The 12,939-nt window shown below is 65.6% G+C and carries 16 protein-coding genes, 1 tRNA gene and 1 other RNA gene; 3 read left to right on the top strand and 15 right to left on the bottom strand.

Annotation, left to right across the window (positions count from 1 at the left end):
- Positions 1–39: 39 nt before the first annotated feature.
- Positions 40–639, top strand: a complete 600-nt coding sequence (locus EPB08_RS18245) for a Slp family lipoprotein (RefSeq protein WP_130620514.1) — start codon at positions 40–42, stop codon at positions 637–639.
- A gap of 90 nt (positions 640–729) precedes the next feature.
- On the opposite strand, the gene EPB08_RS18240 is transcribed toward EPB08_RS18245, so the two are convergent.
- The 10 genes from EPB08_RS18240 to EPB08_RS18195 all read right to left on the bottom strand — a co-directional run bounded on the left by EPB08_RS18240 (position 730) and on the right by EPB08_RS18195 (position 6,742).
- Entirely contained in the window at positions 730–1,074 is a 345-nt protein-coding gene (locus EPB08_RS18240) for a histidine triad nucleotide-binding protein (RefSeq protein ID WP_130620513.1), read from the bottom strand.
- Between the two features lie 17 nt (positions 1,075–1,091).
- Positions 1,092–1,496, bottom strand: a complete 405-nt coding sequence (locus EPB08_RS18235; protein WP_130620512.1) for a GNAT family N-acetyltransferase — start codon at positions 1,494–1,496, stop codon at positions 1,092–1,094.
- A gap of 6 nt (positions 1,497–1,502) precedes the next feature.
- Positions 1,503–2,096 carry a recombination mediator RecR gene (gene recR / locus EPB08_RS18230; RefSeq protein WP_130620511.1) on the bottom strand — a complete coding sequence of 198 codons (594 nt, stop codon included), beginning with the start codon at positions 2,094–2,096 and terminating at the stop codon, positions 1,503–1,505.
- A 143-nt stretch (positions 2,097–2,239) separates the two neighbouring features.
- Positions 2,240–2,563: a YbaB/EbfC family nucleoid-associated protein gene (locus EPB08_RS18225; protein ID WP_130620510.1), complete on the bottom strand. Its 324-nt coding sequence runs from the start codon at positions 2,561–2,563 to the stop codon at positions 2,240–2,242.
- 21 nt (positions 2,564–2,584) lie between these two features.
- On the bottom strand, positions 2,585–4,255 hold the full coding sequence (gene dnaX / locus EPB08_RS18220) for a DNA polymerase III subunit gamma/tau (protein WP_130620509.1): 1,671 nt from the start codon (positions 4,253–4,255) through the stop codon (positions 2,585–2,587).
- Between the two features lie 116 nt (positions 4,256–4,371).
- Positions 4,372–4,468: signal recognition particle sRNA small type (ffs, locus tag EPB08_RS18215), an RNA gene on the bottom strand.
- Positions 4,469–4,526: 58 nt separating this feature from the next.
- Positions 4,527–4,619, bottom strand: a tRNA-Ser gene (locus EPB08_RS18210).
- Positions 4,620–4,715: 96 nt separating this feature from the next.
- The gene (locus tag EPB08_RS18205; protein ID WP_130620508.1) at positions 4,716–5,225 is read right to left on the bottom strand and encodes a DinB family protein; all 510 of its coding nucleotides are present in this window, start codon (positions 5,223–5,225) and stop codon (positions 4,716–4,718) included.
- A 30-nt stretch (positions 5,226–5,255) separates the two neighbouring features.
- On the bottom strand, positions 5,256–6,014 hold the full coding sequence (locus EPB08_RS18200) for an MBL fold metallo-hydrolase (protein ID WP_130620507.1): 759 nt from the start codon (positions 6,012–6,014) through the stop codon (positions 5,256–5,258).
- Positions 6,011–6,742 (bottom strand): 3-deoxy-D-manno-octulosonic acid kinase, encoded by a 732-nt coding sequence (locus EPB08_RS18195; protein ID WP_130620506.1) that lies wholly within the window; start codon positions 6,740–6,742, stop codon positions 6,011–6,013. Before EPB08_RS18195 ends, EPB08_RS18200 begins: the two co-directional genes overlap by 4 nt.
- A gap of 51 nt (positions 6,743–6,793) precedes the next feature.
- On the opposite strand from EPB08_RS18195, the gene EPB08_RS18190 reads away from it, so the two are divergent.
- Positions 6,794–7,837, top strand: a complete 1,044-nt coding sequence (locus tag EPB08_RS18190; protein ID WP_130620505.1) for a glycosyltransferase family 9 protein — start codon at positions 6,794–6,796, stop codon at positions 7,835–7,837.
- Between the two features lie 108 nt (positions 7,838–7,945).
- Here EPB08_RS18190 and EPB08_RS18185 read toward each other — a convergent pair whose 3' ends face one another.
- On the bottom strand, positions 7,946–8,344 hold the full coding sequence (locus EPB08_RS18185; RefSeq protein ID WP_130620504.1) for a DUF6165 family protein: 399 nt from the start codon (positions 8,342–8,344) through the stop codon (positions 7,946–7,948).
- 145 nt (positions 8,345–8,489) lie between these two features.
- Between EPB08_RS18185 and EPB08_RS18180 the strand changes: the two genes are divergently transcribed.
- Positions 8,490–8,963: a glycine zipper 2TM domain-containing protein gene (locus EPB08_RS18180; RefSeq protein ID WP_130620503.1), complete on the top strand. Its 474-nt coding sequence runs from the start codon at positions 8,490–8,492 to the stop codon at positions 8,961–8,963.
- A gap of 68 nt (positions 8,964–9,031) precedes the next feature.
- Here EPB08_RS18180 and lpxK read toward each other — a convergent pair whose 3' ends face one another.
- The 4 genes from lpxK to EPB08_RS18160 are packed head-to-tail and all read right to left on the bottom strand — an operon-like array spanning position 9,032 to position 12,871.
- Entirely contained in the window at positions 9,032–10,015 is a 984-nt protein-coding gene (lpxK, locus tag EPB08_RS18175) for a tetraacyldisaccharide 4'-kinase (protein ID WP_130620502.1), read from the bottom strand.
- Positions 10,016–10,025: 10 nt separating this feature from the next.
- Positions 10,026–11,801: a lipid A export permease/ATP-binding protein MsbA gene (msbA, locus tag EPB08_RS18170; protein ID WP_130620501.1), complete on the bottom strand. Its 1,776-nt coding sequence runs from the start codon at positions 11,799–11,801 to the stop codon at positions 10,026–10,028.
- On the bottom strand, positions 11,798–12,229 hold the full coding sequence (locus tag EPB08_RS18165) for an ExbD/TolR family protein (protein ID WP_130620500.1): 432 nt from the start codon (positions 12,227–12,229) through the stop codon (positions 11,798–11,800). Before EPB08_RS18165 ends, msbA begins: the two co-directional genes overlap by 4 nt.
- Positions 12,230–12,232: 3 nt before the next feature.
- Entirely contained in the window at positions 12,233–12,871 is a 639-nt protein-coding gene (locus EPB08_RS18160; protein WP_130620640.1) for a MotA/TolQ/ExbB proton channel family protein, read from the bottom strand.
- Between the last annotated feature and the right edge of the window lie 68 nt (positions 12,872–12,939).

The raw sequence follows: 12,939 nt of genomic DNA, 5'->3' as shown, positions 1-12,939 counted from the left end.
GCGGGTGCGCCGCGCCCGCTACACGATGGAGAAAGCGTCATGTCCATGTACAAGCCGTTGATTCTCGCGACCGCCATCGGCACGCTGGCCGCCTGCGCAACGGTGCCGCAACCGCTGCAAGGCACGTTCACCGATATCACTTCCGTCGGCGCTCAGCAGGGCGGTGGCGGTGAAGTGCAGGTGCGCTGGGGTGGCCAGATCATCGAAACCCGGCCGGGTCCCAATGAAACCTGCTTCTTCATCCTGCAGCGTCCGCTGGACGACCAGGCGCGGCCGAAGATGGCCAGCAGCAGCAACAGCGACACGCAGGGCCGTTTCGTTGCCTGCCGCGCGGGCTTCTACGATCCGGAAGTGTTCACGCGCGATCGCGACATCACTGTCACCGGCGTCTTGCACGGCACCATGCAGGAGAAGGTAGGCGAGTACAACTACGCCTATCCTCGCGTGGAAGCGAGCGTGGTCTACCTGTGGCCCGAGCGCGTGATGATGAACTACGGTCCTGGCTGGTACGACCCGTTCTGGGGCCCGTACTGGGGTCCGTGGGGACCGTATGGCTGGGGTGGCTATGGCTACTGGGGTGGTTACTACCCCACGCGCGTGATCGTGCGGCCGGCACCTCGCCCCATGCCGCACCCGTGATGCACATGAAAACGCCGGCCTCGCGCCGGCGTTTTCTTTTTCGGCAAGGACAGGTGCAGCTCCCGCGCACCGACCTCCAAGAGCGCTGTGTCAGCCCGGCGGCCAATGCATCTGGCGACCGGCGAGCAGGTGAACGTGCAGATGGAACACCGTCTGGCCACCGTGCTCGTTGCAGTTGATCACGGTGCGATAGCCCTGCTCCGCCAAGCCCTCGCGGCGCGCATAGGCCGCCGTGGCAAGCAGCAGCCGGCCCAGCAGCTCCGCATCGGTGGCCACGGCGGCATCCAGCGTGGCGATGGCTCGTTTCGGCACGAACAGCACGTGCACGGGGGCCTGCCCATTGAGGTCGCGGAAGGCCAGCACGTCGTCGTCTTCGTAGACGATGTCTGCGGGGATTTCACGACGGATGATCTTGCCGAAGATGGTATCGCCCATGTCGGGACTCCTTTCGTTCAAAGACGCAGCAACATGCCGTGCGCACCGGGCGCCACCAGCTTGAAGCCGAACTTTTCGTAGAGCTCGTGTGCGGTGCCGTCGGCGATCAGGCCGACCATGGTGCGCCTGGGCGCCCGCGCATGCACTTCATCCATCAACGCCTGCATGATGCGCCGGCCCCAGCCCTGGCCCTGCCTTGCCGGCGTCACCGCGATATCGACGACCCACAGGAACAGCCCACCGTCGCCGACCACGCGACCCATGCCGATCAGTTCGCCGCCGTCGCGCACGCACACGGCGCACCAGCTGGCTGGCAAACCGGTGGCGGCCCCCTCTTCGCTCATCGCGCTGAGGCCTGCCGCCACGCGCAGCGCGCGGTATTCATCGTTGCCGGGAATTTCGCGGGCAATCTGCGGTGCCATCGATGCTCAGTCCAGCGCCTGCCGGCTGCCGAAGGCATGAGCCAGGGTGCCGCGATCCACGTATTCCAGTTCGCCACCCAGCGGCACACCATGCGCCAGGCGCGTGGGTCGCACTTCCGCGGCGCGTGCGAGCTGGGCGAGGTAGTGCGCAGTGGCCTCGCCTTCCACGGTGGGATTGGTGGCGATGATCATCTCTTCGATCTCGCCTTCGCCCAGCCGGTCGGCCAGCAGATCCAGGCCCAGCTCCCTGGGTCCCAGGCCGTCCAGCGGTGACAGTCGACCCAGCAGCACGAAGTACTGGCCGCGATAGCCGGTAGCCTGTTCGATCGCCGCAAGTTCTGTCGGCGACTCGACCACGCACAACACCTGACGGTCGCGGCTGCTGCTGGAGCAAAGCGCGCACACCGGCGTCTCGCTGAAGTTGCGGCAGCGCGAGCAGTTGCCGATATCGCGCATGGCCTGATCCAGCACCTGCGCCAGGCGCAGGCCACGCTCGCGATCACGCTCCAGCAGATGGAAGGCCATCCGCTGGGCGCTCTTGCCGCCCACACCGGGGAGGCAACGCAGGGCTTCGATGAGGTCGGTAAGGAGTTTGCTCATGGATCAGGGACTGGTTGTAGGAGCGCACCCAGTGCGCGATCAACCTGCGCCGGACGACGTCGATGCAGGCATCCGCATGGATTCAGGTATCGCACACCCAGATTCTGCGGTCGCGCACTGGGTGCGCTCCTACAGGCACTGTCTTAGAACGGCATCTTGAAGCCAGGCGGCAGGTTCATGCCGGAGGTGACGCCGCCGAGCTTGTTCTTGCTGACTTCGGCGACCTTGTTCACGGCGTCGTTGACCGCCGCCGCCACCAGGTCTTCGGCCATTTCCGGGTCGTCCGCAAACAGCTTGCGGTCGATCTGCACGCGGCGCACTTCGTGCGCGCCAGTCATCAGCACGGATACCAGACCGCCGCCGGCGCTGCCGGTCACTTCGAGCTTGGCGATCTCTTCCTGCGCACGCTTCATCTCGTCCTGCATGCGCTGGGCCTGCTGCATCAGCTGACCGATCTGTCCTCTCATGGCGTTACTCCGCTATCTCTTTCAGTTCTCAAAGGGCTTGATCGACTGGGGCACCACGCGCGCGCCGAATTCGCGCTTGAGGGACTGCACCAGCGGATCCTCGTCGATGGCCTGTTCCGCGGCCGACTGGGCCGCCTCACGGGCGTTGGCGGCGCGCGCCGCGGGTGTCTCCGAAACGGCGGTACGCTCCTCGGTGAAGCGCAGCTTGATGCGCTCGCCCAGCGCCTGGCTGATGCGATCTTCCATCTGGCCCATCATGGGTTCCACAGCCAGATGCATGTGCGCCGGCTGCAGGGCCAGGATCAGGGTCTGCCCTTCGCGTCCGCGCAGGGCAGCGTTCTGCGCCAGCTGCCCCAGGGGGCCACGCAGATTCGCTTGCTCGATCAGGCTTTCCCAGTGCGGCAGGCCATTCGCATCGCGAGCCACCGGTTCGCGTGCGGCGACCGGGGCCGGAGCCACGGGCGCCGGGGCGGCACGCGGAGCCTCCGTCACGCTCGCCACATGCATCCGTTCGTTCGCCACAGGCGCAGCGGCGCGTGGCGGCATCGGAGCGGCGGCGCGCGGCGCAGCGCTTGCCGCGGGGCGCTCGACCGGTGCACCGCTGCTGTCGCCGGGACGGAACGCCAGCATGCGCAGCAGTGCCATTTCGAAGCCCGTGCGCGCGTCCGGCGCCAGCGACAAGTCGCGCCGACCCGTGGTGGCGATCTGGTAATAGAGCTGTACGTCTTCGGGCGCGAACTGCTGCGCCAGCGCCGCGAGCGCACTGTCGTCGCCCTCGTCGTCAGGGCGATAGCCCGGCACCAACTGGATCAGCTGGATGCGATGCAGCACGCTGGCGAGGTCGTCCAGCACGCCGCCGAAATCCGGCGAGAACGAGGCAATGCGCGTGCATTCGGTCATCAGCGTTTCGCCGTTGCCGTCCGCCAGCGCCTGCAGCACGCCCATCACCTGGCCACGCGCCACGCTGCCGAGCATCGCGCGCACGTCATCCACGCGCAGCGAGCCGCCGCCGTAGGCGATGGCCTGGTCCAGCAACGACAGGCCGTCGCGCAGCGAACCGTCGGCGCCGCGTGCCAGTTCGGCGATCGCCGCATCCTCGTAGGGAATGTTTTCGGCGCCCAGGATGTGGCGCATCTGGCCCGAGATCTGCTCGGGCAGCAGCCGCTTGAGATTGAACTTCAGGCAGCGCGACAACACCGTCACCGGCAGCTTCTGCGGGTCGGTGGTGGCGAGCAGGAACTTCACGTGCGGCGGCGGCTCTTCCAGCGTCTTCAGCAACGCGTTGAAGGCCGGCTTGGAGAGCATGTGCACCTCGTCGACCAGGTACACCTTGAAGCGGCCGCGGGCGGGCGCGTACTGGGCGTTCTCGATCACCTCGCGCACATCGTCCACGCCGGTGTTGCTGGCCGCGTCGATCTCGAGCAGGTCCACGAAGCGACCGGCGTCGACCGCGGTGCAGACCGCGCACTCGCCGCAGGGATCAGCCGATTCGCCGCGCTCGCAGTTCAGCGACTTGGCGAAAATGCGCGCGATGGTGGTCTTGCCTACGCCGCGCGTACCGGTGAACAGATAGGCGTGGTGCATGCGCCCGGTGTCGAGCGCGTTGGTGAGCGCGCGCACCACATGTTCCTGGCCGACGAGTTCGGCGAACTTGCGGGGGCGCCACTTGCGAGCGAGTACCTGATAGGACATGCCGGGATACCTTGGGGCGAATGCCGATTGTGCCAAGTCGCCGACAGCAAGTCAGTACGATCCGACGACCAACCGCCGGGATAAGCATCGGCGGCCTGGTTCCGAAAAGGCGGCGGCCCTGCCAGCCACACCCCGGCACCCGAATCATTCGCTACCGTTGCTCCCTTCCGGGCCTGGCGGAGTTTACGAACTATCGTCGCGGGGGGACCGACAGGGCCACCATAGAGACGTTCTTTGTACGTCAGCTTTGCTGACGGCGGGCTTCACTCACTGGCGGAGAGGGCGGGATTCGAACCCGCGATACGGGGATAAGCCGTATACACACTTTCCAGGCGTGCTCCTTCAACCACTCGGACACCTCTCCGCAATGGTGAAACCTGCCTGCAGGGCACTCGGGCCCGGCAAAGAGGCGAAAGGATACCGGCACGGCGCCGTTCGTACAAGATAGTACCGCCGGATCTCAGCGCGCCGGCTGCGGCACATCGCGCAGGAAGACGGGCAAGTCCGTCGCCGGCGGCCTCGCCGGCACCTGGTAGAACATGTCGGCCACGAAACCTCGGTGGTACGTGGCATGGTTGACCACGTGCAGGATGATGTCCTCGCGGCTCATGCACCCTTCCCCGCCGCCGATGAACTGGAAATCCACCATCTCGGCCGCCCGTTCGGGCGTCAGACCTTCTGCATATTCGAGATACCAGGCATTCATCGCCTGCTGGCGTGGCCACAGCTCGTCGAACGGCAACGGCTCGGGCGTGTTGCGACTGGTGTAGCCATGCTCGCGCCCGGTCAGGTGTGCCTTGAAGATGTCGTCGACTACCCAAGTGTGGCTGAGCGTGCGCAGCATGTTGCCGAAGATGGTGAGCCGGGGCGCCGTCGCGGCGCCTTCCGGCAATGCCGCCACGGCATCAAAGGTCAGACGATCGGCCCAGGCGCGGTAGTGAAGCAGCTTCAGCACATGATTCGAGTACATCGCATTCGCTCGCATCCGGGAGTCCGACGGTCATCCCGCATCCGGCCGCAGCGGCGCTGGTGCCGGCAGCGCAATGCGATCCCCCGCACGCGCAATCGTGTAACCGCGCGCCTGCAGCGCAGCGCCGTCCGCCTCGCTGCCGTAGTGATAAAGGCGCAGGCGTTGGCGCAGCGAATCGGGATATTCGCGCTCGATGTCATCGATGCCGGTATGCGAAGGATTGCCGACCAGCCCGCAATCGTGGGCGATCACCTCGCCGGCATCCGCCACCCGCGCCAGCACCTCGGAAATCGGCCGCGTGTCGCCTGTGTAGGCGAAGCTGCCAGCCAGCGCCACGCCATATGACGTGCCCGCCATGTGGTGCCGCGTACCAAATACGTCGAACCACTGGCCGTCCAGCCAGAAGCCGCGCGTGCAAGGCACCAGGTGGAAGGCTTCCCAGAAGTTCACGCCACCCTCGGCCAGCACGTTCGGGTAGTCGGCTATCCGCCCCTGCAGCCAGGTCATCAGGCCCGCATGGATGAACACGCGCGTGCGACCACGCCATTGCTCGTCGAACCACAGGCGGAAGAACAGCCGCTCCATGCCGCCCACGTGATCCATGTGCGTGTGCGTGATGTAGAGCGCGCGCGGCGGCTCGCCATAGGCGGCGAGGTAACGGTCCAGCGTATCGGGACCGCAGTCGATCAGCAGCACTGGTGCGCCATCGCGTTCGAGCACCACGGCCGACGAGCCCAGCTCCACGGCGTGAGCGGCGCCGACGCCTAGGAAATGCAGGTTCCAGTTCATGCGCGAAGGGTACGCTCGTAACGGTAGATGAGGGGTTTCCACAGCTGTTCTTCGAAGGCGGCTTCGCCCTGAGCGGCAGCGCCGAGCTTCACCAGCGAGCGGCGCAGGCGCTGGAGATTGCCCTGCTGCCAGGCTTCGGCCGGTTCACGCTGGCAGCCGCGATCGAAATCGATCAGGTACAGCTGCTCTGCCGCCACCAGCACATTGTGCGCGTTGAGGTCGGCGTGCCAGATGCCGGCGCGATGAAAACGGGCAACGAGGGCGCCTACCAGCTCGGCCATCTCGCCATCCAGCACTCTGTCCGCCAGGCACTCGGCCAGCGTCCGGGTGTCGGCGATGCGGCGGGTGATCAGATCGGCAGTGTAGAAGAGCCCTTCGCGGCGATACCGGCAGGCGACGGCCTGCGGCCCCGGGAGGCCCAGCGAAGCAATCCGTCCGAGCAATCGGAATTCGGCAAAGCAGCGCGTCCGGTCGGCGCCCTTCCACAGGTAGCGATCGCCCATCAGCTTCGCCACCATGCCGCCGCGGCGATAATGCCGCAGCACGCATTCGCCGGCGGGCGTATCGATGATGGCCACGCCACCCCGGCCGCCTTGTTGCCGGCGCAGGGCACCACGCGCCTGCCATGCCTCGGGATCGAACCAGTCGGCATCGACTTGTGGCGACACCGCAGCGTCGAACAGAATCGCTCCAGCGGCGTCTTCGCGGATTCGTTCCTGCATCGCCATACCCTGTGCTTCCGACGCCGCTCCAAGCCCTATTCCAGCGATTCTAGCCTAATGACTGCTCCTGCCTCGATCTGCCTGCTGCGCACGTCCGCCATTGGCGACGTCACCCATGTCGTACCACTGGTGCGCACGCTACAGGCCGCCTGGCCGCAGACCGAGCTGACCTGGATCGCAGGCAAGCTCGAGCGCCGCCTGGTCGGTGACCTGCCCGGCGTGACCTTCGTGACGTTCGACAAGAGCGCTGGCTTCGCCGGCATGCGCGAGGTCGGCAAGGCACTGGAGGGCAAGCGCTTCGATGCGCTGCTGCACATGCAGGTGGCACTGCGCTCCAACCTGCTCAGCCTGTTCGTGAAGGCGGACCGGCGCATCGGTTACGACAAGGCTCGCGCCAAGGACGGTCATGGCCTGGTTGTCGGCGAGCGCATCCCCGCCCGCACCGGCGAGCACGTGCTCGATGCCATGGGTAGCTTTTGCGAACCGTTGGGCCTCGAGCAGACCCAGGTGCGCTGGGACATCCCCATTCCCGAGGATGCCCATGCCTGGGCCGAAGAACAGCTGCCCGGCGATGCTCCCACCTTGCTGGTGAGTCCTACCTCCAGCCACACCCTGCGAAATTGGCGACCCGAGCGCTACGCCGCCGTGATGGACCATGCGAGCGCACGCGGCTGGCGCGTGGTGCTGGTCGGCGGGCCCTCACCGCTGGAACGCAGCATGGCCGACGCCGTGCTCGCGGCTTGCAAACATGCCCCGCTGGACCTCACCGGCAAGGACACGCTCAAGAAGATGATGGCCATGCTCACGCGCGCGCCCATGCTGCTGACCCCGGACTCGGGGCCGATGCACATGGGCAATGCGGTGGGTTGCAAGGTGCTGGGACTGCACGCCGCCAGCAATCCGGATCGTTCAGGCCCCTACTCCGATCGTCGCTGGTGCGTGGACAAGTACGACGAAGCGTCACGCAAGTACCTGGGCAAACCCGCCAGCGACATCCCGTGGGGCAGCAAGATCGAAAGACCCGGCGTGATGGACCTCATCGGCGTGGATGAGGTGATCGAGCGTTTTGAGGCCTGTGCCGCGCACCTGGGCCTCGCATAGCCGAACCGCTTTTTGTAGGAGCGCACCCAGTGCGCGATCGGCGTAACGGCCACGCCGCTCCGTCGGCTTTTCGCGCACTGGGTGCGCTCCTACAAAGGGCAGGAAGGGTCAGGGCGCCCGATAGTCCTGGTATGACTTTTCCTCAACCAGCTGCGAGCCCAGCTTGAGGTTGATCTCGCGCTTCACCGCAGCGCGCTCGTCGTTGCGGAAATACACCGCACGGGCCAGCTCGATGAACTCGGCGTCGAACGCCTGGGCCTTTTCCTTGAGGCGGATGCGATCCTCGATATCCCACAGCGCCTCGTTCACCGCCAGCAGGCGGGCACGCTCGTCGCTGATGTCGGTCTTGGACGCCGGATGTGACGCCCAGGTGGCGTTGAGCAGGTCCAGCTCCGTACGCACATTGGCCAGCTTGGCGGCGTCCGAGATCTGCTTGGACTTGATCTCCAGGATGGTGATCTTGTCGATCAGCTCGCCGTAGGAAACCGGAACTTGGATGAGGCTCATGGGAACTCCGCAAATGACGGTGGACGCCGTGCTGTTTCAGTCACGGTGCCGACAGGTCGAAGCGCACATCATAGCGGGGACTTGTCCGCCGGTTCAGTCTGTATGGATAGACTGATGCCGAACCCGACCCAAGGAGAGAGAGTTCATGCTTAACCCCCGTATTCTCGTGCTGTCGCTGGCCGCCCTGCTGGCTGCCGGCCCGATGGCCGCAAGCGCCCAGTCCAGCCGCAGCAATGGCAATGTGCTGGTCCGCAACGACGGCATCTTCATTCGCTGCGACCAGTGCGGCACCGTGGAAGCCATCGACCAGAACGTTACCCAGGGCAACGACCACAGCATGGCCGGCACCATCATCGGCGGCATCGCCGGTGGCGTGCTGGGCAACCAGGTGGGCAAGGGCAAGGGCAACACCCTCGCCACGGTGGCCGGCGCAGTGGGCGGCGGCTACGCGGGCAACCGCATCGGCGCCAACAGCGGTCGTCCGAACGCCAGCTACACCCTGCGCATCCGCATGGGCAACGGTGCCTACAGCAACGTGACCGTGCCCGATGCCAGCGCGATCCGCACCGGTGACCTCGTGCAGATCGATCCGAACGGCAACATCGTTCGCATCCAGTAAGCGCGATTCGGCTCCAACGAAAAAGCCGGCCGATGTGGCCGGCTTTTTTCTTGCGGGCTCTTCCGTGCTCAGCGCGCGGAGGCCTGCCTCAAGCGCCCATCAAGCTCGTCAAAAAATGCCTGCGGGAGCACCGCCCGTACCGGCACCACCCACCAGTGCGCCTGGGCGAACGAACGGCACTTCACGGCATCCTTTTCGGTCATCAGCACCGGCTTGTCGTCGCCGAACGTGAGGTCGCCGCGTGTGAAAGCATGATGGTCCGGAAACGCATGCTCGATGACCTGCAGGCCTTGCGAGCGCAGGCTGGCAAAGAATCGCTGCGGATGACCAATGGCGGCCACCGCGTGCACCTCCTGCCCGGCGAAATCGGCAAGCGGCTTCTCCTGCCCATCCACCAGCGCCCTTACCTGGCCTCCCTGCAGCTGCATGGGAACATCGTCTGGCGCGACGGCACCGCCGTTGCAGATGCGAAAGTCCACCCGCTCCAACCGGGACAGCGGTTCACGCAACGGTCCCGCCGGGAGCAGGCGGCCGTTGCCGAAGCGGCGCACACCATCGATCACGCAGATCTCGACATCGCGAGCCAGCGCGTAGTGCTGCAGGCCGTCATCGGCGATGACCACGTCGCAGCCGGCGTCGATCAGCAGTTTTGCCGCGGCAGGCCGCTTGCGCCCCACCGCGACGGCAGCGCCGCTGGCACGGATCAGGCTAGGCTCGTCGCCCACGACGGAGGGATCCGGCGACTCGCCCAGCAATGCGGGTTCTCTTTGCGATCCGCCATAGCCACGACTCACCACGCCCGGCCGATAACCGCGGCGACGCAATGAGTCTGCGATGGCGATGGTCACGGGGGTCTTGCCGGTGCCACCGACGCTGAGGTTGCCGATGACGACCACCGGCACCGAAAGGCGCGTACTGCGCAGCACGCCAAGCCGGTACAACCCGCGCCGCAGGCTGGTCAATGCGCCGTACAACGCCGCGAGCGGCCCGGTCCACCATGGCGCGCGGCCGGTGCCGTACCACGCCGATTCAAGGCGGTCGGCCAAGGCCATCGCGTGTCCCTCAGTCGCCGCTCTGGTGGAACTGCATGCGATGCAGCGCCGCGTATTGTCCGTCCAGCGCCAACAATTCGCCGTGCGTGCCCTGCTCCACGATGCGTCCCTGATCCATTACCGCGATCTGGTCGGCGTGCTCGATGGTGGACAGGCGGTGTGCGATCACCAGCGTGGTGCGGTCACGCATCAGGTGCTGCAGCGCCTGCTGGATCAGTCGTTCGGATTCCGTATCGAGCGCGCTGGTGGCCTCGTCCAGGACAAGAATCGGCGCGTTCTTGAGGATCGCACGGGCAATCGCGATGCGCTGGCGCTGGCCGCCGGAAAGCCGGTTCCCGCCTTCGCCGATCTGGCCGTGGATGCCGTCCGGCAACTTGGCAATGAATTCCATCGCATGGGCCGCTTCGGCCGCAGCGATGATGTCCTGCTCGCTGGCGCCAGCCAGCTCGCCATAGGCGATGTTCTCGGCCACGGTGCCGTCGAACAGCACCACGTTCTGCCCCACCCAGGCGATCTGGTGACGCAAGGAGGCCAGGGTGTAGCTCGTGTAGTCCTCGCCATCGAGCAGAATGCGCCCGCTGGTCGGCTCGTTGAATCGCGGCAGCAGGCTGACCAGGCTGCTCTTGCCGCTGCCCGAACGCCCCACCAGGGCGGTGACGGTGCCGGGCGCGCAACGCAGGTCCACCCCACGCAGGGCTTCGAAATGGTCCCGCGGATAGATCAGCCCGACCTGCTCGAAACGCAGGTCACCCTTGGTGCGTTCCAGTACCTGGGTGCCGCTGTCCACTTCCGGCGGCATGTCGAGTATTGCGAACAGGTTCTCCGCCGCCGCAATGCCCGTCTGCATCGTGGACTGCACGTTGGTGAGCCGCTTGAGCGATGACAGCATGCCGCCCATGGCGGTGAGCACGGCGATGAATACGCCGGGAGAGATGTGATCGATCTGGGACGGACGCGAAGCCAGGTACACCATGCCGGCCAGCGCCAATGACGCCACGGTCTGCGTGGACGAGCCCGAGATGGCGCTGGTGGCGACGATCTTGAGGTTGAGATAGCGCGCCCGGTCGGACACCTGCTTGAAGTGCTCGTCCGCCTGCTGCTGACCACCGTAGATGCGCACTTCGCGATGAGCCTTGACGGCCTCTTCCACGGTGCCGGTGACCGAACCCATCATGCCCTGGATACGCCGGCTGACCGTGCGATAGCGGCGACTGACGGCCGAAGCGATAAGCACGATGGCGGGCACCAGGATCAGCAGCGCCATGGTGAGATAAACACTCTTGTACAGCATGACCGCGAACATGCCGATGACGGTGATGCTCTCCGTCACGGTCACTTTCAGTGCGTCCGTGGACGCACCGGCAATCTGCTCGCTGGTGTAGGTGATGCGCGATATCTGGTGGCCGGAATGCTCGCTGCCAAAGAACGACGCGGGCAAGCGCAGATAGGCCGCAAACACATCGCGCTGCATCGACTGCACCACGTTGCGCGACACGTAGCCCATGCCGTAGTTGCTGATCAGGATCGCCACGCCACGCACCAGGAAGATGCCGATGATCCACAGCGGCATCCAGCGGATGAGGTACGGGTCCTTTTGTTCCAGCAACTTGTCCATGATCGGCTGCAGCTTGCTGGTGAAATAAGCCAGCGCACCGCCATCCAGGGCGAAGCCAATCATGGAAATCAGGATGACCGGCCAGTAGCGGGCCGAGTAGCCCAGCAGCCGCTTGTAGACCTGGCGGCTTGCAGCATCCCAGAGAGCTACGTTCTTCTTGCCTTCGCTCATTGAGCCTTGTCTTCCTGACTAGGCGTCGTGGCAATGGAGAGCTTGGTGAAGCCCAGCTGGCCCAGCGCGTCCATGGCCGTCACCACGTTCTGGTGCGGCGTCATCGCATCCGCACGGATGGTCACCTGACGCTCGCGATCGTCCCCGGCCACGTTGGCGATGGCCTGCTTGAGCGGCTCGATGCCCTCGCCCAGCACCTCGTCGCTGCCGACGTAGAAATGGCCGTCGCGATCCACCACGACGGTGAGCGCGGGCACCTGCATGTCGCGCTCCTCGGCGCTGGCCTTGGGCAGCGTCACCTGCATCCGCGAGTGCTGGATGAAGGTGGTGGTGAGCACGAAGAACATCAGCAGGGTAAGCAGCACGTCGATCAACGAAATCACGTTGATCTCGAAATCATCCTGCCGGCGGTCATTGCCGATACGCATGCGTCAGCTCGCGCTCGACTCGGTGGTGCGCGGAGTACGCGCGCGGACGGCGGACTGGTTGACGGTCAGTTCGTCGAGCAGCTGGGTGGCCTGCTTCTCCATCTCCACGCAGTAGCCGGCCACCTTGGAACGGAAATAGCGGTGCAGCACATAGGCCGGAATCGCCACGATCAGACCCGTGGCGGTACAGATCAGCGCCTCGCCGATGCCGCCGGCCATCTTCATGGGATCGCCCACGCCACCGCGCATCACTTCCATGAACATGCGGATCAGGCCGATTACGGTGCCGAGCAGGCCCAGCAGAGGGCCGATCAGCGCGATGGTGCCGAGTGTATTGAGGTAGCGCTCCATGCGATGCACCACATGACGGCCGGTGTCCTCGATGCGCTCCTTGATCAGCTCGCGCGGACGGTTGCGCACTGCTACCGCGGAAGCCAGCAGTTCACCCAACGGCGAACCGCTGGCCAGGGTATTCAGATGGTTGGGATCGAGCTGGCCGGAGCGCGCCCAGTTGCGCACTTCCTCGCCCAGACCGGGCGGCAGCACCGAGCGACGGCGCAAGGTCCAGCAACGCTCCAGCACGATCGCCAGCGCGACCGCCGAACAGATCAGGATGGGCAGCATCGCCCAGCCACCAGCCATCAGGATTTCCAGCACAACGACTCCGGACCACTCGATCGTTTAGGAGGGGGGCATCATAACAGTCTCGC

Origin of the sequence: Dyella amyloliquefaciens (genome assembly GCF_004296575.1) — a bacterium.
Taxonomy (GTDB): domain Bacteria; phylum Pseudomonadota; class Gammaproteobacteria; order Xanthomonadales; family Rhodanobacteraceae; genus Dyella; species Dyella amyloliquefaciens.
Note: the sequence above shows the minus strand (reverse complement) of the source record. Positions and strands in the feature narration are given on the sequence as shown.

What these genes read in the sequence shown, in the direction of transcription:
- EPB08_RS18245 (WP_130620514.1), top strand. Translation starts at nt 40, where the DNA reads ATGTCCATGTACAAGCCGTTGATTCTCGCGACCGCCATCGGCACGCTG.
- EPB08_RS18240 (WP_130620513.1), bottom strand. Translation starts at nt 1,074, where the DNA reads ATGGGCGATACCATCTTCGGCAAGATCATCCGTCGTGAAATCCCCGCA.
- EPB08_RS18235 (WP_130620512.1), bottom strand. Translation starts at nt 1,496, where the DNA reads ATGGCACCGCAGATTGCCCGCGAAATTCCCGGCAACGATGAATACCGC.
- recR (WP_130620511.1), bottom strand. Translation starts at nt 2,096, where the DNA reads ATGAGCAAACTCCTTACCGACCTCATCGAAGCCCTGCGTTGCCTCCCC.
- EPB08_RS18225 (WP_130620510.1), bottom strand. Translation starts at nt 2,563, where the DNA reads ATGAGAGGACAGATCGGTCAGCTGATGCAGCAGGCCCAGCGCATGCAG.
- dnaX (WP_130620509.1), bottom strand. Translation starts at nt 4,255, where the DNA reads ATGTCCTATCAGGTACTCGCTCGCAAGTGGCGCCCCCGCAAGTTCGCC.
- EPB08_RS18205 (WP_130620508.1), bottom strand. Translation starts at nt 5,225, where the DNA reads ATGTACTCGAATCATGTGCTGAAGCTGCTTCACTACCGCGCCTGGGCC.
- EPB08_RS18200 (WP_130620507.1), bottom strand. Translation starts at nt 6,014, where the DNA reads ATGAACTGGAACCTGCATTTCCTAGGCGTCGGCGCCGCTCACGCCGTG.
- EPB08_RS18195 (WP_130620506.1), bottom strand. Translation starts at nt 6,742, where the DNA reads ATGGCGATGCAGGAACGAATCCGCGAAGACGCCGCTGGAGCGATTCTG.
- EPB08_RS18190 (WP_130620505.1), top strand. Translation starts at nt 6,794, where the DNA reads ATGACTGCTCCTGCCTCGATCTGCCTGCTGCGCACGTCCGCCATTGGC.
- EPB08_RS18185 (WP_130620504.1), bottom strand. Translation starts at nt 8,344, where the DNA reads ATGAGCCTCATCCAAGTTCCGGTTTCCTACGGCGAGCTGATCGACAAG.
- EPB08_RS18180 (WP_130620503.1), top strand. Translation starts at nt 8,490, where the DNA reads ATGCTTAACCCCCGTATTCTCGTGCTGTCGCTGGCCGCCCTGCTGGCT.
- lpxK (WP_130620502.1), bottom strand. Translation starts at nt 10,015, where the DNA reads ATGGCCTTGGCCGACCGCCTTGAATCGGCGTGGTACGGCACCGGCCGC.
- msbA (WP_130620501.1), bottom strand. Translation starts at nt 11,801, where the DNA reads ATGAGCGAAGGCAAGAAGAACGTAGCTCTCTGGGATGCTGCAAGCCGC.
- EPB08_RS18165 (WP_130620500.1), bottom strand. Translation starts at nt 12,229, where the DNA reads ATGCGTATCGGCAATGACCGCCGGCAGGATGATTTCGAGATCAACGTG.
- EPB08_RS18160 (WP_130620640.1), bottom strand. Translation starts at nt 12,871, where the DNA reads ATGGCTGGTGGCTGGGCGATGCTGCCCATCCTGATCTGTTCGGCGGTC.